Annotated in this window: 15 protein-coding genes; 7 read left to right on the top strand and 8 right to left on the bottom strand. The window is 69.6% G+C overall.

Annotation, left to right across the window (positions count from 1 at the left end):
• Positions 1-30 precede the first annotated feature (30 nt).
• On the bottom strand, positions 31-2,274 hold the full coding sequence (locus tag IW245_RS01130; RefSeq protein ID WP_197001327.1) for an alpha-L-fucosidase: 2,244 nt from the start codon (positions 2,272-2,274) through the stop codon (positions 31-33).
• Between the two features lie 157 nt (positions 2,275-2,431).
• Entirely contained in the window at positions 2,432-3,748 is a 1,317-nt protein-coding gene (locus tag IW245_RS01125; protein WP_197001326.1) for an ROK family transcriptional regulator, read from the bottom strand.
• A gap of 152 nt (positions 3,749-3,900) precedes the next feature.
• Between IW245_RS01125 and IW245_RS01120 the strand changes: the two genes are divergently transcribed.
• From IW245_RS01120 to IW245_RS01095, 7 genes are read left to right on the top strand one after another with little or no spacing between them, the layout of a single operon-like run.
• Positions 3,901-5,253, top strand: coding sequence for an extracellular solute-binding protein (locus IW245_RS01120; protein ID WP_197001325.1), 1,353 nt, complete (start codon positions 3,901-3,903; stop codon positions 5,251-5,253).
• A gap of 5 nt (positions 5,254-5,258) precedes the next feature.
• Positions 5,259-6,212 carry a carbohydrate ABC transporter permease gene (locus tag IW245_RS01115; protein ID WP_197001324.1) on the top strand — a complete coding sequence of 318 codons (954 nt, stop codon included), beginning with the start codon at positions 5,259-5,261 and terminating at the stop codon, positions 6,210-6,212.
• Positions 6,212-7,048 carry a carbohydrate ABC transporter permease gene (locus IW245_RS01110; RefSeq protein ID WP_197001323.1) on the top strand — a complete coding sequence of 279 codons (837 nt, stop codon included), beginning with the start codon at positions 6,212-6,214 and terminating at the stop codon, positions 7,046-7,048. The genes IW245_RS01115 and IW245_RS01110 overlap by 1 nt, the downstream gene beginning before the upstream one ends.
• Entirely contained in the window at positions 7,045-8,334 is a 1,290-nt protein-coding gene (locus IW245_RS01105) for an alpha-L-fucosidase (protein ID WP_197001322.1), read from the top strand. Before IW245_RS01110 ends, IW245_RS01105 begins: the two co-directional genes overlap by 4 nt.
• Positions 8,331-9,638, top strand: coding sequence for an L-fuconate dehydratase (locus IW245_RS40150; protein WP_231398615.1), 1,308 nt, complete (start codon positions 8,331-8,333; stop codon positions 9,636-9,638). Before IW245_RS01105 ends, IW245_RS40150 begins: the two co-directional genes overlap by 4 nt.
• Positions 9,635-10,180: an SDR family NAD(P)-dependent oxidoreductase gene (locus tag IW245_RS40145; protein ID WP_233473216.1), complete on the top strand. Its 546-nt coding sequence runs from the start codon at positions 9,635-9,637 to the stop codon at positions 10,178-10,180. Before IW245_RS40150 ends, IW245_RS40145 begins: the two co-directional genes overlap by 4 nt.
• Positions 10,168-10,509, top strand: coding sequence for an L-rhamnose mutarotase (locus IW245_RS01095; protein ID WP_197001320.1), 342 nt, complete (start codon positions 10,168-10,170; stop codon positions 10,507-10,509). Before IW245_RS40145 ends, IW245_RS01095 begins: the two co-directional genes overlap by 13 nt.
• A 125-nt stretch (positions 10,510-10,634) precedes the next feature.
• Here the strand turns inward: IW245_RS01095 and IW245_RS01090 are convergent, their stop codons facing one another.
• The 6 genes from IW245_RS01090 to IW245_RS41980 form a co-directional block, all read right to left on the bottom strand.
• Positions 10,635-11,993 (bottom strand): ATP-grasp domain-containing protein, encoded by a 1,359-nt coding sequence (locus IW245_RS01090; RefSeq protein WP_197001319.1) that lies wholly within the window; start codon positions 11,991-11,993, stop codon positions 10,635-10,637.
• Positions 11,994-12,038: 45 nt separating this feature from the next.
• Positions 12,039-13,019 (bottom strand): aspartyl/asparaginyl beta-hydroxylase domain-containing protein, encoded by a 981-nt coding sequence (locus IW245_RS01085; RefSeq protein WP_197001318.1) that lies wholly within the window; start codon positions 13,017-13,019, stop codon positions 12,039-12,041.
• Positions 13,020-13,046: 27 nt separating this feature from the next.
• Positions 13,047-15,836, bottom strand: a complete 2,790-nt coding sequence (locus tag IW245_RS01080) for an amino acid adenylation domain-containing protein (protein ID WP_231398614.1) — start codon at positions 15,834-15,836, stop codon at positions 13,047-13,049.
• Complete coding sequence (locus IW245_RS01075; protein ID WP_197001317.1) at positions 15,833-16,657, bottom strand: SDR family oxidoreductase; 825 nt, start codon at positions 16,655-16,657, stop codon at positions 15,833-15,835. The genes IW245_RS01080 and IW245_RS01075 overlap by 4 nt, the downstream gene beginning before the upstream one ends.
• A gap of 2 nt (positions 16,658-16,659) precedes the next feature.
• A complete protein-coding gene (locus IW245_RS01070; protein ID WP_197001316.1) occupies positions 16,660-17,388 on the bottom strand; it encodes a thioesterase II family protein in 729 nt (242 codons plus the stop codon).
• 130 nt (positions 17,389-17,518) lie between these two features.
• On the bottom strand, positions 17,519-18,622 hold the full coding sequence (locus tag IW245_RS41980; RefSeq protein WP_197001315.1) for a cytochrome P450: 1,104 nt from the start codon (positions 18,620-18,622) through the stop codon (positions 17,519-17,521).
• Positions 18,623-18,634: the final 12 nt, after the last annotated feature.

Raw genomic sequence — 18,634 nt, 5'->3', positions numbered from 1 at the left:
TCAGCGGGCGTTCGTCGCCTGCGGCCTGTTCTAGGCGTACACCCGGAACGCGTCGAGGAGCATGTACGTGCCGTCCTTCTTGACGGCCTTGATCGTGTGGCTGCCCGATGTCGGCCACGTCTTGGAGTAGACCGCCTGCTGCACCAGGCGGGTCGGGTTCGTCGTGTTCACGGTCTGCTGGAACACGTTGTCGATGTAGATGTCGACGTTGCCCTGGTCGGAGAACTTCTCCGTCAGCAGGTCAATCCCGGTGCCGGTGAAGGTGTAGGACACCGCGTCGCCGTTGGTCATCGTGTACCGCACGTCGTCGGCGTAGTCACCGACGCCCCGGTTGCTCGACACCGACCAGGCTCCGGTGTAGGCGATCGAGGCGTCTGTGTTGTTGACGGTGACGTCCTGGTGGACGCGGAACGCGTCGAGCAGCATGTAGCTGCCGTCCTTCTTGACGGCCTTGATCGTGTGGCTGCCCGACGTCGGCCACGTCTTGGAGTAGACGGCCTGCTGGACGAGGCGGGTCGAGTTGGACGTGTTCACCGTCTGCTGGAACACGTTGTCGATGTAGACGTCGATGTTGCCCTGATCGGAGTACTTCTCCGTCAGCAGGTCGATCCCGCTGCCGGTGAACGTGTAGGCGACTGAGTCGCCGTTGACCGACGTGTATCGGACGTCGTCGGCGTAGTCACCGGCTCCCCGGTTGCCCGACACCGACCAGGACCCGGTGTAGGAGATGGCCGCGTCGGTGTTGTTGACGGTCGTCACGCCGGTGGTGCCCCGGACGGCGGCCTTGAGCTGTTGCAGGACCGCCAGGCTCTGCGCGGACATGGTGCCGTCCTCGTACATCATCAGGTCGAAGGTCAGTGGCACTGACCGTGCGGCGGCGGAGGTGACGTGGCTGATCGCCCAAGTGGCGTCGAACGTCGTGGCGCCGATCTGCTGGCCCTGCTGGTGCACGCCCCAGTCGTTCTCCATGATGAACATGCCGTGTTCGAGCAGGCCCTTGTCGGGGCCGGCGGTGAAGATCCCGTCGCCACCGGCCGGCGGGGAACCCACGGTGCCATCGCCGGTGTAGTTCTCGCCCATCGACACGTCCTGGAACTCGGTCAGGCGCGGGTACACCCAGTTGTTCCACGTCACGGTGCGGGCCGGGTTGCCGGTGCGGGCGACGGCGTGCAGTTCCTCGAACTTCGCCGGGTAGTAGGTCATGGCGTCGTCGAAGAAGAAGCCGTCGAGGTTGGTGCCGAGGCGCTGGCCGATCTCGCCGACGACGTTCTTCCAGTTGGTGAAGAACGTGCTGCGGTCTCCGGTACCCGTCGCGGGGAAGCTTGAGGGGTAGTTCTCCTTCTGCCAGAACGTCGCCTCTTCCTTGCCCTCGTGGTAGTAGAGGGCGAAGCGGATGTTCTCGGCGTGCAGGGCGGCGGCGACCTCGCCGATCAGGTCACGCTGCGAGGTGGACGCCCCGCCGTTGGCCATGATGGTGTCCAGTGCGGTGTTGGGCATGTCGGGCCGGTAGCCCCACCAGCTGAACGACCAGATGACGTAGGCGGCCCCGGTCTGCTTGACCGTGTTGACGAAGGCCGGGACGTTGAAGTCGTTGGCCTGCTGCTCGAGCGTCTTGGCCGGTCCACCGCCGGCAGGGAAGCCCCAGGAGCCGTACTGGAACATCAGGCCGTACTTGGCCTGCCGCAGCCACGTCAGGTCGGCCGCCGCACGGCCGGTGGCGACGCGCTGCTGGTAGGCGGCGTAGTCGGAGTCGCGGATCAGTTCCACCGACTTGACCTGGGTGTCGCCGCTGGGCGATCCGGCGCGCCGCAGTTCGACGGTGCTCGAGCCCGCCGGCAGGGCGAGGGTGCCGGCGTCGATCTTCAGCCAGCCGCCGGAGCTCGTGAACGACACCGAGGTGGCGGTGCCGCGCACGGTGAGGGTGAACTGCTGGCCCGAGGAGGCGTTGAGCAGGACCGCGAACCGGTAGGACGCGGCGGCTGGCACCGACACGGTCCAGGCCAGGTAGTCGGCGGTGGTGAGGAAGTGCTGGACGTGGAAGTTCTTGGCGATGTCGCCCTGGCCGCCGGTGTTGGTGATGGCGGAGGTGCGTTCGGCCGCCGACGCCGGGAGCGCGACGACGTCGTCGGAGCCGGTGCCGGGGGTGATGACGACCGGGTTGGGGCCGGCCTGGGGGATGATCGTGTCCGCAGCTGCCGGGGTGGCGGCGGCAACCGTGGCGGCGATGGCGGCGCACAGCGCCATGGCGAGTGCTCGGGGAAGACGGGAACGCATCGGGGGCTCTCCTTGCGAAGGAGCGGCGACAGCGGTGGGGGCGGCGGTCGCGGTGCCGGATCGGGGCACCTGTGGTGGATCGTCAGCCCGCCGGACACGCCACGGCAATACCCCGGAAACATTTTGTCGCCTCAGGCGTCAAAAATCAGCCGAACGGTCAGCCGGCCGTCGCCGGCTGTCGATGCGTCTGATCGTGGTTGGCCGGTAGTGGGCGAATTCCGTCCAGCATCTGGTCCAGGACGGCTAGTGCCGCGCCCTCGACCGACCCCCACGAGCCCAGGACGGAGGGCTCCACGTCCGGCGGGTCGAGGTCGGCGACCAGCAGCGACTCGACGAACGAGGTCCGGGCGGGCTCCAGCAGCCACGGGGTGAGCCGGGTGTAGTGCCCGCCGAGGACGACGAGACGGGGGTCGAGCATCGCGCACACGGCGGCGGCGCCGATCCCCAGCCAGTGCCCGGCCTCGGCGAGCGCGGCGAGCACCTGCGGGTCGCCCGCTTCGGCCCTGCGGACCAGTTCGTCGACGGCCGCCGACAGTGCCGTGGCGGCCGGGATCGGGTAGGGGGCCGCCGAGGCGGGCACGTCGCGGTGGGTCGGCGCGGCGGGGCCGTCCCCGACGAGGCTGCGCTGTTCGAGGCCGGCCGCGGCAAGGATCGCGTGCACGCCGGCCCGGGTCTCGAAGCAGCCGCGTCGGCCGCATACGCAGCGCTGGCCGCCGGGGTCGAGGATGAGGTGCCCGACCTCGCCGGCCAGGCCGCGCGCGCCGCGCCACAGCCGGTCGCCGGCCATGATGCCGGCGCTGATGCCGTAGGTACCGGTGAGGTAGACCAGGCTCGGCACCGCTCCCCCGCCGCGTAGCCGGGCGCGGCGCTCGGCCAGGACGCCGAAGTTGGCGCCGCTGTCGACGATCACCGGGGCGGGCGGGCCGGCGGAGGCTGCGGACAGCGCACTTTCCACACCTGCCCGCACGGCGACGTCGCGCCAGCCCAGGCTGGGCACGTATTTGATCGTGCCGCTGGTGGCGTCGACGAGGCCGGTGACGCTGACCCCCGTGCCGAGCAAGCGGCGGCCGGCGTCGGTGACCTGTTCGATGACCTGGTAGGCCACGGATGCCGCGACCCGCAGCAGGGCGCGGGGGTTGCTGGCGGAGACTTCGACGGGTTCGTCGAGGCGGATGAGGTGGCGGCCCCGCAGGGAGAACGCGCCGGCGAGAACCCGGTCGAGTCCGATCTCCAGACCCACGACGGCGAACTGTTCGTCGTCGAGGTCGAGCAGGTTGGTAGGACGCCCGCGGCGGCCGGTGCCCGGCGATGCGATCTCGCTGACCAGGCCCCGGCGCATCAGCTCGTTGACGACGGAGGAGGTCGTCGCGCGGGCGAGGCCGACCCCGTCGACCAACTCAGGTCGGGCGATTGGTCCATAATCAGCCAGATAGCGCAGTACCACCCGAAGTGTGACATCGGCCTCTGTCGGCATGCGTTTCCCCCAGCCTCTTCGCTGATGTCATCGTGCCCGTTCGGTTAAGTTCCCGCCAACCTCTTGATTTTTGTCGCCCTGGGCGACGATATTGTGGTCATCTGGATTCCACCAGCTAGGCGTCATCTGGAAACAAGCTCCGGAGGAGTGTCATGAACAGATCTCGACTCTTACGAGTCCTCGCCCTGACGGTCGCGGGGGTCGTCGGCCTCGGCGGCCTGGGCGCGTGCGGGGACAGCGGCGGGGTCGGGGGCGGCAAGAACGCCGACCAGGCAACCACAAAGGACGGCGAGAAGGTCACGCTCAGGTACTGGACGTGGTTCCCGCCGGAGGCCACCCTGCGCGCCACGATCGCCGCCTTCGAACGCGACAACCCCACCATCAAGATCGAGCTGCGGATCTTCGAGGCGGCCGACTACCAGAAGCAGCTGCCCCTCGCCCTCAACGGCGGCGAGAACCTCGACGTCGTCGGCGTGCAGGTCTCGGCGATGACCAACAGTGTCCGCGAGCAGCTGCGGCCGGTGTCGGAGTGGGAGAAGAACCTGCCGGCCGGTTGGCACGACAAGCTCGCGGCCGGCCCGGTCAAGCAGGCCGAGACGTCCGCCAAGGACGGCAAGCTCTACACCATCCCGATGGGCTCCCTCGGCAGCGCGGTCATGCTCTACAACGCCGCGATGCTCGCCGACCTGGGCATCGCGGTGCCGAAGACGGCCGACGAGCTCGCCGCGGCGGCGGCGAAGGTGCGCGCCGCCAAGCCGGACGTGACCCCGGTGGTGTTCTCCGGCGAGCCGTACTGGCAGGAGGAGATGCTGTTCACGATCGCCGGGCAGTCCAGCCCGACCCTGTCCGATGACGTGTTCGCCGGGCGCAAGGCGTGGAACTCCCCCGAGATGGTCATGGCGCTCACCCAGTACAAGTCGCTGTTCGACAAGGGCATCGTCGGCACCGACGTCCTCAGCCTCAAGGGCGGCCGGCCCGCCGAGCTGTTCACCGGCGGCAAGGCGGCGTTCTACGTTGACGGGTCCTGGCAGTCCTCGATGCTGTCTGAGTCCTACCGCAAAGCCAACAAGATCGAGCTCGCCGACGTCGGCGCGGCGGCGTTCCCCGTCGTGGCGGGCGGCAAGCCGGCGGCGCGGGCGTTCGCCGAGGGCGGACTGGGCATTCCGAAGAAGTCGACGCATGTCGCGCAGGCTGCGAAGTTCGTGGAGTACATGACCATGGGCAAGGGCGTCGACAGCTGGGGCAAGGACCTGGTCCTGGTGCCCACGGCCAAGAGCTACACCGCCGACGGCTCCGTGCTGACCTCCAAGGCGGCCCGCGACGGGTACGCGGCGATCACCACCGTAATCAACACGGCCGGGTCTGCCCGCGACAGCAATCAGAGCTTCCTCAACCAGGTCGAGGGCAACGCCATTCTCGACGTACTGCGCGGGCAGAGCACTCCGCAGGCAGCGGCCGACAAGCTGCAGGCCGAGTGGACGTCCGGCCGGTACACCGCGAAGTGACCTCGATGAACTCCAGGAACGCACCGGTCACCGCCGCCGTCGGCGGCGCGCGACCGGTGCGCGCCCGGCACGCCACCAGCCCGCGCCGCCGTCGCCGGGGCAGCTTCGTGGGCGTGGCCGCATTGTTCCTGGCACCACTGCTGCTGATCTACGCGGTCTACTACCTCTACGCGTTCGGTTTCCTGGCCAAGACGTCCACCACGCGCAGCACCCTGTCGTTCGGGGACGCCACTGATGTGGGCTGGGAGAACTTCCGCCTGGTCCTCACCGATGAGGTGTTCTGGCGCTCGGTGGCCAACAACCTGCTGTTCGCGGCCGTGTCCATCGCCGTGGCACTGACCCTCGGGTTCTTCCTCGCGGTGGTGCTGTCCTCGGGGGTGCGGCTGCGCCGGTTCTTCTACGCGGTGTTCCTGCTGCCGTCGCTGATCCCGCTGTCGCTGTTCGCCACGGTGTTCGGCCGGATGCTCGAAACCCGCGACGGGGCCGTCAACGCCACCCTGCGCACGGTGGGTCTCGGTTCCCTCGCCCAGGACTGGCTCGGCGAGGAGGGCCCGGCGTACGCGGCGCTGTTCGTGCTCCTCGTCTACCTGATCGGCCTGCCGATCATGTACTACACGTCCGACCTGGCAACGGCGAACACGACCATCCTGGAGTCGGCCCTGCTGGACGGCGCGAACACCCGCCAGATGTACCGGCTGATCCTGTTCCCGCTGCTGCGCAACACCCACAAGACGGTGATCCTGTCGGTGCTGCTGGGCAGCTTCCGCGCCTTCGACGTCGTGTTCTTCTCGACCAAGGGCGACCCGGGCGGGCGCACCGGCATCACCGGCACCTACGTGTACAACGCGATGCTCGGCGAGGGCCGGGTCGGCTACGCCTCGGCGGCGGCGGTTCTCGTGCTCGTCATCGCCCTGCTCGTCTCCCTCATCCACCTGCTCGCCCAACGAAGGGGGCGGTGATGACGACACCGACCAGTCCACTGCGCCTGCTGCGGCAGCGCCGCAGGCACACCGTGGCCACGTACGTGATCCTCGGGGTCGGGTCCGTCCTGTGGCTGTTCCCGATGATCACCGCCGTGCGGGCGTCGGTGGCCTACGGCGGGGTCGGCAACTACCTCACCGTGCTCACCGGAACATTCAACGGCGTCAGCCTGCCGCGCACCTTCCTCAACAGCTTCCTCGTCGCCGCCCTGCACGCCTTCCTCGTGTGCTCGGTTGGATCCTTGGCCGGCTACGCTTTCTCCAAGATCCGGTTTCCGGGGCGCGAGACCCTCTACTACGGCGTCCTGATCTTCCTGGCCGTGCCGGCGGTGGCGATCCTCGTGCCCGTGTACTGGATCACCGGGCAGCTGGCCCTGTTCAACACCCACCTCGGGGTCGCCCTGCCCGAGGCCGCGTTGACCCTGCCGTTCGCGGTGCTGCTGCTGCGCAACTACGCCGACGGCATCCCCAATGAGCTGATCGAGGCGGCCAGCATGGACGGGGCCGGTCACGGCCGCGTCTACAAGCTGATCTTCCTGCCGCTGGCCCGCCCCGCCCTGGTCAACCTCGCGGCGCTGTCGGTGATGTGGTCCCTGCAGGACTTCCTGTTCCCTTCCACCATCCTCAAGAAGTCCGAGCTGACCACCGCAGCCCAGGCCGTGCAGACCATCCAGAGCGGCTTCGGACCCAGCCCCACCCAGACCTCGCAGTACTTCGCGGCACTGGTCCTGCTCGCCGTCCCCGCACTCGTCCTGGTGGTCACCGGGCTGCGGTTCATCACGTCCGGCATCACCCAAGGGGGAGTGAAAGAGTGAGCGACACGACGTGGTTCAACCGCCTGGGCCTGGGACTGTTCGTGCACTGGGGGCACGCCGCCACCCGGGGCTGGGAACTGTCCTGGCAGATGACCGGCGGCGTGCACCTGCAGGAACCGCCGCTGGCGGCGGTGGGCTGCGAGGAGTACTTCGACAACGCCGCCACCTTCCAGCCCGACCTGTTCGACCCCGACGACTGGGCCGAGCGGGCCTGGAACGCCGGCGCCCGCTACGTCGTGTTCACCACCAAACACCACGACGGGTACGCGATGTTCGACAGCGCCCTGTCCGACCACACCAGCGCCAAGCTCGCCGGCCACGACTTCACCCGCGAGGTCGTCGACGCGTTCCGTTCCCGGGGTTTCCGCATCGGCCTGTACTTCTCCATCGTCGACTGGCACCACGAGGACTACCCCCGCTACACCGACGCCACCGTACCCAAGCCCTACGTCGTCGGCTCGCACCCGCGCGCCACGCCGGAGGCGTTCGAACGCTACCGCCAGTTCATGCTCGGCCAGCTCAACGAACTCCTCACCGGCTACGGGCAAATCGACATCCTGTGGCTGGACGGCGAGTTCGAGTACTCCCCGGCCGAGTGGCGCTTCGACGAGATCCGCCAGTTCATCCGCGACCGCCAACCCGACTGCATGGTCAACGACCGCTGCCTCGGACACGGCGACTTCGTCACCCCCGAACAGCAACTCCCCGTCGCCGCGCCGTCCAAGCCGTGGGAATGCTGCCTGACGATGAACAGCACCTGGGGGTATGTGCCCGACGACGACAGCTGGAAATCGGCGCGCGCCCTGTTGCACAGTTTCGTCGAAGCCGCGTCCATGGGCGGAAACCTGCTCCTCAACGTCGGCCCCACCGGCCGGGGAGAGCTCCCGGCGCAGGCTGTGGAACGCCTCGACGCTTTCGCCGACTGGATGGCCACACACGCCGAAAGTGTTCGTGACGTCGAGCCCGGGTTGCAGCTGTGGCAGTTCCACGGCCCCAGCACCCGCCGGGTCAACGCCGACGGCGGTGAACGTCTGTACCTGCACCTGGTGATGCGCCCGTACGAGCACATCGTCGCGCGTGGCCTGCCGGTGCGCCGGATCACCGCCGTCACGCTGCTCGGCGACGGCGGACCGCTGCCGTTCAAGGTCACCTCACAGCTCAAGGACGTGCACGCCCAAAACCCCGACCCGACCGGCGAACTCGTCGTGGACATCGCCCCCGAACGCCTCGACGCGCTGTGCAGCGTCATCGCTATCGACCTCGCACCCGCGACAGGACAGTCATGACGCCACGATTCACCGCCCTGGACACGCTCGACATCCGCTTCCCGACCTCGCGTGACCTCGACGGCTCCGATGCGATGAACCCGGACCCCGACTACTCGGCCGCCTACGTCATCGTGCGCACCGACGAGCCCGGTGGGCACGAAGGTCACGGGTTCGCGTTCACCATCGGGCGCGGCAACGACATCCAGGCCGCGGCGATCCGGGCCCTGGCCCCGTATCTTGTCGGTCTGCCGGTGCCAGCGACACTCGATGATCTCGGCGGCCTGTGGCGCACCCTCGTGCACGACTCACAGCTGCGCTGGCTGGGCCCGGAGAAGGGCGTCATGCACATGGCGATCTCCGCCGTCGTCAACGCCCTGTGGGACCTACGCGCCAAACGCGAGGGCAAACCGGTGTGGCGGCTACTCGCGGAACTGTCACCGGAGGAGGTCGTGGCCCTGGTCGACTTCCGCTATCTCAGCGACGCCCTCACCCCCGATGAGGCCCTGGCCATCCTGCGCCGCGCCGAACCGGGAAAGGCGGAGCGGACCGCCCGGCTCCTCGCCGACGGCTACCCCGCCTACACCACCTCCCCCGGCTGGCTCGGCTACGACGACGACAAGCTGCGCCGGCTGTGCAAGGAAGCCATCGCCGACGGGTTCACGCAGATCAAACTCAAGGTCGGCGCGGACCTGGCCGACGACATCCGTCGGATGCGCGTCGCCCGCGAGGTCTGCGGCCCCGACATGCGCATCGCCGTCGACGCCAACCAGCGCTGGGATGTGGCCACCGCCATCGCCTGGATCCGCGAACTGGCCCCCTTCGACCCCTGGTGGGTTGAGGAGCCGACCAGCCCCGACGACATCGGCGCACACGCCACCATCGCCCGGGCCGTCTCGCCGATCCGGGTGGCCACCGGCGAGCACGTGCACAACCGGGTGATGTTCAAGCAGTTCCTCCAAAACCGCGCCCTGTCGTTCCTGCAACTCGACGCCGCCCGCGTCGCCGGCGTCAACGAGAACATCGCCATCCTGCTGCTGGCCGCCAAGTTCGGGGTGCCCGTATGCCCACACGCCGGCGGGGTCGGCCTGTGCGAACTGGTGCAGCACCTGTCGATGTTCGACTACGTGGCCGTGTCCGGCACCATGGAAGACCGGGTCATCGAGTACGTCGACCACCTGCACGAACACTTCATCGACCCAGTCGTGATCCGCGACGGCCGCTACGTCACCCCCACCACCCCCGGCTTCGGTGCCACCATGCACCCGCGGTCGTTGGCCGAGCACGCCTACCCCGATGGCCTCGTGTGGGCGGTGCCGGCGTGACCGCCAACAACGCCGGCATCGGCGCACGCGGCACCATACAGACCAACCCCCTCGACGAGTGGCGGGCCGTGTTCGAGGTCAACGTCCTCGGTGTCGTCCGCGTCACCCGGGCCGCCCTGCCCCACCTGCGCCGCTCGGCGTGCCCGGCGATCGTCAACACCTGCTCCATCGCCGCCACCGCCGGCCCGCCCAACCGGGCCCTGTACTCCGCGTCCAAGGGCGCCGTGGCGGCGCTGACCCTGGCGATGGCCGCCGACGGCACCACCGACGGGATCCGGGTCAACTGCGTCAACCCCGGCACCGTCGACACCCCCTGGGTCCAGCGGCTCCTGGTCGCCGCCGACGACCCGGATGTCGAACTCGCCCGGCTCAACGCCCGCCAGCCCACCGGTCGGCTGGTCACCGCCGACCAGGTCGCCGCCGCCATCGCCCACCTGCCCAGCCCACTGTCGGGCGGCACCACGGGCACCGCCCTGGCCGTCGACGGCGGCATGGCCGGCATCCGGCCCGCGCGCCGAGGAGACATCCCATGCAACGCATAGCTCTGCACGCCCGGCTGAAGCCCGGCGCGGAGGACGCCTACGGCCAGGCCCACCAGTCTGTGCCCATGGAGCTCGACGCCGCGCTGCGTGCCGCCGGCGTGCACTCGTGGCGGATCTGGCGCGACGGCCTGGACCTGTTCCACATCGTGCTCGTCGAGGATTACCAGAAGATGCGCCACGAACTGCACGATCATCCCGCCAACATTCCGTGGGCGGCCCGGATGGCCGAACTCCTCGAGTCCACTGACGACTACACCGGCGTCGACCACGGCATGCCGCTCGTCTGGGAGCTGACATGCTCCGGCACAGGAGACGGGGTTCAGGCATGAGCCACATGGCGGGCAGCGGCGCGGGATCCGCAGGCGGGCGGGAGGCCTCGCGGCACCGGGCCGCCTCGACGGCCCGGCGCCTACGGTTCCCGGGCCGAGAGAAGCGTCGGACGACGGAACTCCGGTCAGTACCCGCCGTCGTTCGGTTGGATCGGGGTGTAGACCCGTCCGCCGAGCACCTCCTCAGCCGGCCAGTGCGATTCATGCCAGTTCCGGTGCTCACGGAACGTCATGTGGGGCCGGGCGACGACGAGCCTCTCATCGATCCAGGCCCGAAGCTGGCCGATCCTCGCCGCGAGTGCCGCCTCCGAGTCCGCCGAGACCAGCACCAGCCCCAGGCTCTGTCCGATGAACTCGAAACCCTCGGGAAACTGGGTGCCGAACGGATGCTCGAACCGCGCGTACTCGACGTCGGGCAGGTCACGGATCTCGGAGACCGAGGGATAGCCGATTAGGGTGCCCGCCCGCCCCAGAACGTGGGTGTGGCCCACCGTCTCCGGCCTGACCCGGATGTCCAGGGTCGGCCGGATGCCGAGTGTGCTGAGCACCCCGCATTCGGCAAGGTCGACGTTGAACTTGTACAGGACCTCCTCCTGGGTCAGCCCGCCGCCTCGCCGGGCGGCGCATTCCCCGAAGGTCAACTCGCCCGTGTCCGGATCATGGAAGAATTCCATGTGGAAGATGCCATTGGTGAGCCCCAACGCGGAGATGGCTGCCTGGACGAAGGGCCCGGCGAGCTCGTACGCCCAGGACTCGGTGTCGGGGTCGAGCCGGCGAACCCACAGCGCCCGCTGCTGCGACAGCGAGGTCAGGCACGGTTCGCCGTACTTCCCGAGCGCGACGAAGAGCACCTCCCCGTCGAAGACGACACCGTCGGCGACCCACTCGTCACCCGTGCTGAACCCTTCGAGAACGAAGGTCCGCTGCGGCAGGTTCCGCGCCCGCCACCTGGCGCTCGCCGCGCTCAACTCTTGGAAGTCGCTGACGACACCGGTGTACCCGGTACCACCGTAGGAGAGAGGTTTGAGCACGGACCGCTCGAACTTCAGGTCGGCCAGGTGGTCGACGTCGTGGATGTCGTCAACGACGATCGAGGTGGCCGTCGCGATCCCCGCGTCGCGGACCTTGAGCTTCTGCAGGAACTTGTCCCGAAAGTGCAGCGCGACGGTGGGGTCGATGCCCCGGCAGCCCAGGGACCGGGCCACCAGGCCGGCGGTCACGAGCGACCACTCCTCTCCCGTGTGCACCGCGTCGAAGCCGTGGTCGGCCAGGCCCGCGCGGTGCAGCCCACCCAGCACGGATTCCGGACTGCTCGTGTCGTCGACCCGCAGAATCCGCACCCGCTCGTCCGGGACGGTCGGACCGAAGTCCCACGGCTCAGGTCCACAGAGCGCCACGGTCTCGGCCGCGTGCCTCTGACAAGCCCGGAGCACATATCTGTCGACCCCGATGTTCAGGATGGACCCGGCGCGCTGTCCTGCCACTGTCACTGACTCCTCACTGTACGAACTGGCTTGGGCGGCGACAGGTCACGACGGCGAACCCTGGCGAACCGTCTCCGCCCGGTGACCGCCGTGCCGGTAGCCGAAGACGATCCGCGAGGTCCCCGCGGTGTCCGTGAATCGCATGGTCCGCTCCTCCGTCCAGCAGAGCGGCCGGAACTCCAGCCCGCCCAGGTGGACGAGCACGGTCTCGTACCGGTCCCCGACCCGCAGGACGAGACGCCCGTTCTCGGCCCGGAGGTCTCCGACCGAGTCGGGCACCGCCGCCTCCTCGAACTCGGTGACGGTCGGCGGCTCCGGATACGTCCGCAGGAAGTTCTCCGGAACCGGGATGCTTCCGCTCAACCCCTCGAGTTCCGCGGAGGAGAGTCGCACCTCGGGACGTTGGAACATCACCACGGACTCGTCGATGCCGTCACGGACGTCCGCCGGGAACAGGTCCAACAGACCGGGCGTCACATAGACATCGATCACCAGGTGCACCCTCGGCTGTGGCCCGTGGTTGTAGAGGTGGTGCGGCCGGCCGAAGTTGGCGTACCACAGCTCTCCGGGCTGCCACCTGTGCTCGACACCCTCGATGACGATCACGGCCTGGTCGTTCGTGACGATCGGAAGGTGCAGGCGCGCCCACCCCACGGGCAGTCCGTACGGGTGGTCCGTGTGCTCGCCCACCGCCGCCCCGGGCTCCAACGACATGAACCGGACCGCGCGGAGCGAGGCCCCCAGTCCCCGCAGAACCGAGGCGGTGTAGGGCGCCTCCTCCAGGTACGGCGTGTCCGCGTAGTCCACCAGACCGGGACCACCCGCGTCGGTACGCGACGGATCGCCGCCCGGGCTGCGGAGCGAGAGTACCCGCCAACCTTCCGTCAGGCTCTCGGTGATCTCCCCTTCGCTGTAGGTCGCCTGTGGGCTGAACCGCTGTCCGCCCAGCGAGAACAACTCCTCCTGGAGCTGTCGGGCGTCGAACTCCGGTAGCAGCCGCACTGCGTTCGCGGTGACCGTTGCCATTGTCTCTCCCCTGTGTCGTGTCGCTGTTCAGATCGCTTTGATGGCCATGTCCGCCAACCGGGCGGCTGTGCGGTGGACGTAGAGGTCGCGCACAGAGATCGGTGGCAGGCCCGCATCACGCAACGCGGTCAGGAGGCGTACCGCGAGCAGCGAGTTGCCACCCAGTGCGAAGAAGTCGTCGTCCGGGCCCACCTCCATCTGGAGCACCCGCCGCCAGACCTGCAGGACCCTCGCCAGGTCGCCGTCCTCGTCGTCCGGGGCGGGCGGGGTCCGGTCCGGCTCCGCGGCCGTCAGCAGGTCGGCCAGGCGAACCGTGTCGAGTTTGCCGTTGATGGTCAGGGGGAGGTACGGCAGGTCGACCAGCGCCCCCGGCACCATGTACTCCGGCAGCAACCCGGCTACCCGCCGCCGTACCTCCGCCGTGGTGGCGCCGGCCTTCAGCACCACGTAGCCGACCAGTCGGACGTGGGCCGGGTCCTCCGCGCCGTCGAGGACCACGGCCGCCTCGATGACCGCCGGATCCGCCAGCAGCACCGTGCGCACCTCCCCGAGCTCGATCCTGAAGCCGCGGATCTTCACCTGGTCGTCCAGTCGACCCAGGTGGTCCAGTCCGCCGTCGAGCCGGAGCCGACCGTGGTCGCCGGTGCGGTACAGCCGCTCTCCGCCCGGACCCCCCTGCGGGAACCGCTCGGCGGTGAGCTGTTCCTGGTTGAGGTAGTGGCTGGCCAGCCCTGCTCCGCCGACGTAGATCTCGCCGGGCACGCCGGGCGGGAGCACTCGGCCGCTCGGGTCGCGCACGCTCACTGACCAGCCGGCGATCGGTCTGCCGACCCGCCTCGACCCGGAGCGCGCCTCACCCGGCAGCACGGTGTGCGCGGTCACGTGCACCGTCGTCTCCGTGATGCCGTACATGTTGACCAACCGGCAGTCCGGGTGGGGATGCCGGCGGAACCAGTCGACCAGCACGCGCGGATCCAGAGCCTCCCCGCCGAGAACGACCAGGCGCAGGGCCAGTGCGGCTCCGCTTCGGCCGTCGACCTCGAGGAGGTTGGCGAACGCCGACGGAGTCTGACTCAGGAGCGTGACCCGTTCGCGGAGCAGCAGGTCGTGGAACTCCTCCGGCGCCCGGGTCACCATGTAGGGCACGACGACCAGGTGGCCGCCGGTGAGGAGGCAGCACCAGATCTCCCACACCGAGAAGTCGAAGGCTGCGGAGTGGAACAGGGTCCAGACGTCGGCTGGACCCAGGCTCAGGTCAGTCTTGGTCGCGTCCAGCAGGGCCAGGACGTTGCGGTGCGGGACGACCACGCCCTTCGGGCGACCCGTGGTACCCGACGTGTAGATCACGTACGCGGGGTCCTCCGGGTCCACGGTGGGAAGGCGTTCGGATACGTCGGCGGACACCAGCGCCTCGGGGGTGAGCACCGCGACACCGGCCCCGGCCGGGAAGTCGGGCAGCGTGGTCACGACCACCGCGAGACCAGCGTCCTCGGTGAGGAAACGCAGCCGCTCGACCGGGTGCTGCACGTCGAGCGGAACGTACGTCGCGCCCGTCTTCAGTACCGCCAACAAGGTGACCACGAGGTCGACGGTCCGATCCAGGCACACACCGACGAAGACGCCGCGCGCCGCGCCGTGGGACCGCAGGGCGTGGGCACGGGCGGTCGCCCGCTGGTCCAACTCGCGGTAGGTCAGCCGCTGGTTCTCATCGGAGAGCGCCACAGCGTCCGGCTGGATGCCGGCCACCTCCGCGACGGCTTCGTGCACGGCGAGCGCCCGGCCCGATCGGCGCCCAGGGGACAGCCCCAGAGCGAGGACCCGGGTCACGTCCTGGTCCGGACACAGCTCCAGATCGCCCAGCACCTGGTCACCGGAGCTGGTCCGGAGTTGCCGGGCGAGGTGACGGACGTGCCGGCCGAACTGCGCGGCGACCTCCGGGTGCACCGCGCGCGGGTCACCGGTGTGCCGGTCGTAGGTCAGCCCCTCGGGGCCCTGTCGCCAGTGTGTGGTGAGCGGGAGCAGGCTCATGAACGACGGCAGGTAGAACTCGCCGGCCCGTTCCTCGGTCAGGACGACACCGACCGGCGGTGGTTGTTCCTCCTCGGTCCGCCGCGGGACGGCCAGGTCGGCGCGCACCTGTTCCAGGAACATGGCCACCGGAAGGGAGTCGTCGGTCGACGCGACGAGGACCCGCACGGCGGAACCCGACGGGCCCGAACCGGGAGTGGACACGACCGCGAGGCGTGCCGAGGAGCTGCCCTCGTACCGGGACAGGGTCAGTGCCGTGGCGGCCACGACCAGGGCCGGGTCGTAGGGGGTCTCCCGGACCTCCTCGCCGCTACGCGGGCCGGCCGGGACGCGGGCGGTGTCCCCGGCGAGTCCCCACGGCGGCGGCGCGGTTGGCCGCCCCCACCAGGACGGCAGCCGGGCAGGGTCGGGCACCGCGGTCGACGCGAGGGGGTCGGTGTCGCCGTCCGCCGTGGTCAGGTGGTGCGCGAGCTCGCGGAGGCTCCGATGGTCGATGGCGTCCCGCCTGGCGACGAGCACCAGGTCGGCGGGACCGTCCACGTACCCGAACAGGACGATCCGTAACCGGTCGCCGGCGAGTGGCCGGCGGACCTCGCGGTCGCGCAGCCGGGCGGCGAGATCGTCCGTCGAGCCCAACGGGAGAGGTTCGTCCCAGAAGGACAACCTTTCCTCGCCGAGTATCCCCGCCGCCCGCACCGCCCGGCCGGCGATGGTGGCGCTGTCCGGGATCGGTAGCCGCAGGATCAACCCGTGGGTGTGGTCCTGATTGGTCTGCGTCGGGGCTGTCATCGGGCCGTGAACCCTCCGTCGACGGTGACCACTGTCCCGGTGACCTGACGGGAGTCGTCGCCGGCGAGCCAGAGCGCGGTACCCGCGACGTCCTCGGGCTCGATGAGCGCGTTCATGGGCTGCGCCTGCACGAAGGTCTGCTCGTGTTCCGCCAGGTCCACCTCCAGGGAACGTGCGATCTCCGACAGCATCCGGCCGTCGACCTGTTCGGCGTCACGGACCGAGCCGGGGCACAGGGCATTGACCCGGATCTTCATCGGCGCGTAGTCCAGGGCCGCGGCCCGGGTCAGCCCGACCAGTGCGTGCTTGGCGGTCACGTAGGCCGCGAAGTGCCGGTAGCCCACCAGCCCCGCAGTGGACGCGATGTTGACGATGCTGCCGGCCCGTTCCCGCACCATGTGCGGCGCCACCTCCCTGATCATCCGGAACGCGCCCACGAGGTCGACGTCGAGCATCAGCGACCACTCCTCGTCGGTGATCGCGTGCACGACCTTTCCCGAGGGTGCCGCGATTCCGGCATTGTTGACCAGTACGTCTATCCGGCCGAAGCGGCGCACCGTGTCCCGCACCGCGGCGGTGACCCCGGGCTGGTCGCGCACGTCGGCGGTGACCGCCAGCACGGTCGCGCCCGCCCGTCTGCACAACTCGGCCGTCTCCTCGAGCTGGGTGGCGGTGGCGAGCGGGTACGGCACGCCCTCGATGTCGGTTCCGACATCCAGCAACGCCAGGTCGGCGCCCTCCGCCGCGAACCGGACCGCGCAGGAGCGCCCCAGCCCACGGCCGGCGCCTGTGACCAGTACGGTCTTGCCTTCCAGCCGCATGCCTACCTCGCCCCGCCGGCGGTGGCGGCCGAGACCGTGCCGGCGATCAGGTCCACGAGGTCGGTGGCGGATTCCGCGAGGTACATGTGCCCCCCGGGCAGTTCCGTGTAGGTGAACGGTCCCCGTGTCGCCGAACGCCACAGCTCGGCGTCCCGGCGGGACACCAGCAGGTCCCCCTCGCCGCGTACGCACGTGATCGGGGTCGTCGTGGGGGCATCGGTCGTGGGACGGTAGCTCTCGTGCATCGCCACGTCCGCCCGCAGGATCGGCAGCAGCATGTCCCGCAACTCGGGAAAGTCGAACGCGGAGTGCCGGTAGCCGGCGAACTCCTCGATCCGGGCGAGAAACTCCTCGTCGTCCAACGCGGCGGCCTGTTCGGTCCGCCCCGACCACGGCCCCGGCGAGCCGCTCACCACCAGGTGGTCGACGACGAGTTCCGTCTGCTCCTGGAGCGCGCGCGCGAGTTCGTAGGCCAGGGCGGCTCCGAGGCTGTGCCCGAACAACGCCACCCGCCGGCTGTCCCCGACCGCCGCGACGGCCTCCGGCAGTAGGGCCCGCACAGCCGCGTGGACGTCGGTGAGCAGCTCCTCCTCGACCCGCTCCTCCCGGCCCGGCAACTGGAGCGGGACCAGCGTGACGCCCGGCGGATCGAGCCGCCGCCAAGGGAAGAAGAAGCTGGAACCGGCACCGGCATGGGGCAGGCACAGCACGGGAATGCGGTCAGACGTCATGGCTCACTCCGTTTCGCTCTGGTGCCGTGCCACGATTTCCGGTGAACCGGACCGTGCGACGCGGCGTGTGTGTGAGGCGGGGACAAGCGGCTTCCCGGGTCCCCCCGCTCACTGGACCCGGTCGCCACGGTCAGCTGGCCGGGGCCAGGTCGACGAACAGGTGGTCGAAGCCGCGGTAGGTGCGGTTCCGGCCCCAGTCCAGGTCCCGCACCCGCGCCCTCGGGTAGCGCCGGGCGAAGTGCTTGATCATCGTGGCGGCCTCCAACCGGGCCAGCGGCGCCCCCATGCAGTAGTGCATGCCGTGGCCGAAGGCGAGATGGTCGGACCTGTCACCGCCGCTCTGGTGGCCCGGCGGGCGCACCGGACACGCCGGAGCCTCGAACGGGCTGCTCCCCGTCAGGGACACCAGGATGAGCTCGCCCTTCGGGATGAGGTCGTCGCCGAGACCGACATCGGTCGTCGTGGCACGGGCCACGTGGCCGAGCGGCGGGTACAGCTCGAGCACGCGTTCGACGATCGCCTCCGCCGCGCCGTCCTCGCCGGTCACACTGTCCACCAGCTCGTTGCCCAGCGTGTACCAGAGGGTGAAGCCCATCAGCGCGGCCGTCGTCTCCAGTCCCCCGAACAGCATCAGCGAACTGGTGGCGAGCCGCTCGAGTTCGGTACCCGACGCCCGCTGCCAGACTCCGTCGGAGGCCGAGGTCCTGATGAACTCCCCCATCTCCCGGAGTGCCTCCTGTGCCCGCGTCGCGTAGTCCAGCCGGTAGGACGCGGCGAAGAAGTCGGCCAGCGCCCCGGCCCAGGCGTGCAGCTGATGGGCGTCACGTCGCGGAAGCCCCAACAGCCGGGCCATGGTGCGCGCGGAGATCAGATTCGTCAGATGCGGTATCGCGTCGGGCACCTCAGCCCGCCCGAAGTCCTCCACCGCCTCCTCCACGATGTCGGTGATGACGTCCTCCAGTTGGCGGATCCTGCCCGGCGAGAACATCGGCTGCACGTCTCGCCGGGCACTGATGTGCTCGTCGCCGTCCAGCAGGACGAACCATCGACGGATGATCTCCATCAACTCGGGACACTCGCTGTGGATGCCGTCCGGAAGGATGTCGCCGATCTCCAGGGTCCTCGACGAGAGGTCCGACATCCGGAAGGCCGTCTTCGCGGCCTCGCTGTCGGCCACCACCCAGCAACCCATCTCCTCGTGGTACCGGGCCGGAGCCCTGTCCTCGCCTGTCACATCCGCCGCCTT

It is taken from the genome of Longispora fulva, from assembly GCF_015751905.1.
In the GTDB taxonomy this organism is placed as follows: domain Bacteria; phylum Actinomycetota; class Actinomycetes; order Mycobacteriales; family Micromonosporaceae; genus Longispora; species Longispora fulva.
Note: the sequence above shows the minus strand (reverse complement) of the source record. Positions and strands in the feature narration are given on the sequence as shown.

What these genes read in the sequence shown, in the direction of transcription:
- IW245_RS01130 (WP_197001327.1), bottom strand. Translation starts at nt 2,274, where the DNA reads ATGCGTTCCCGTCTTCCCCGAGCACTCGCCATGGCGCTGTGCGCCGCC.
- IW245_RS01125 (WP_197001326.1), bottom strand. Translation starts at nt 3,748, where the DNA reads ATGCCGACAGAGGCCGATGTCACACTTCGGGTGGTACTGCGCTATCTG.
- IW245_RS01120 (WP_197001325.1), top strand. Translation starts at nt 3,901, where the DNA reads ATGAACAGATCTCGACTCTTACGAGTCCTCGCCCTGACGGTCGCGGGG.
- IW245_RS01115 (WP_197001324.1), top strand. Translation starts at nt 5,259, where the DNA reads ATGAACTCCAGGAACGCACCGGTCACCGCCGCCGTCGGCGGCGCGCGA.
- IW245_RS01110 (WP_197001323.1), top strand. Translation starts at nt 6,212, where the DNA reads ATGACGACACCGACCAGTCCACTGCGCCTGCTGCGGCAGCGCCGCAGG.
- IW245_RS40150 (WP_231398615.1), top strand. Translation starts at nt 8,331, where the DNA reads ATGACGCCACGATTCACCGCCCTGGACACGCTCGACATCCGCTTCCCG.
- IW245_RS01095 (WP_197001320.1), top strand. Translation starts at nt 10,168, where the DNA reads ATGCAACGCATAGCTCTGCACGCCCGGCTGAAGCCCGGCGCGGAGGAC.
- IW245_RS01085 (WP_197001318.1), bottom strand. Translation starts at nt 13,019, where the DNA reads ATGGCAACGGTCACCGCGAACGCAGTGCGGCTGCTACCGGAGTTCGAC.
- IW245_RS01080 (WP_231398614.1), bottom strand. Translation starts at nt 15,836, where the DNA reads ATGACAGCCCCGACGCAGACCAATCAGGACCACACCCACGGGTTGATC.
- IW245_RS01075 (WP_197001317.1), bottom strand. Translation starts at nt 16,657, where the DNA reads ATGCGGCTGGAAGGCAAGACCGTACTGGTCACAGGCGCCGGCCGTGGG.
- IW245_RS01070 (WP_197001316.1), bottom strand. Translation starts at nt 17,388, where the DNA reads ATGACGTCTGACCGCATTCCCGTGCTGTGCCTGCCCCATGCCGGTGCC.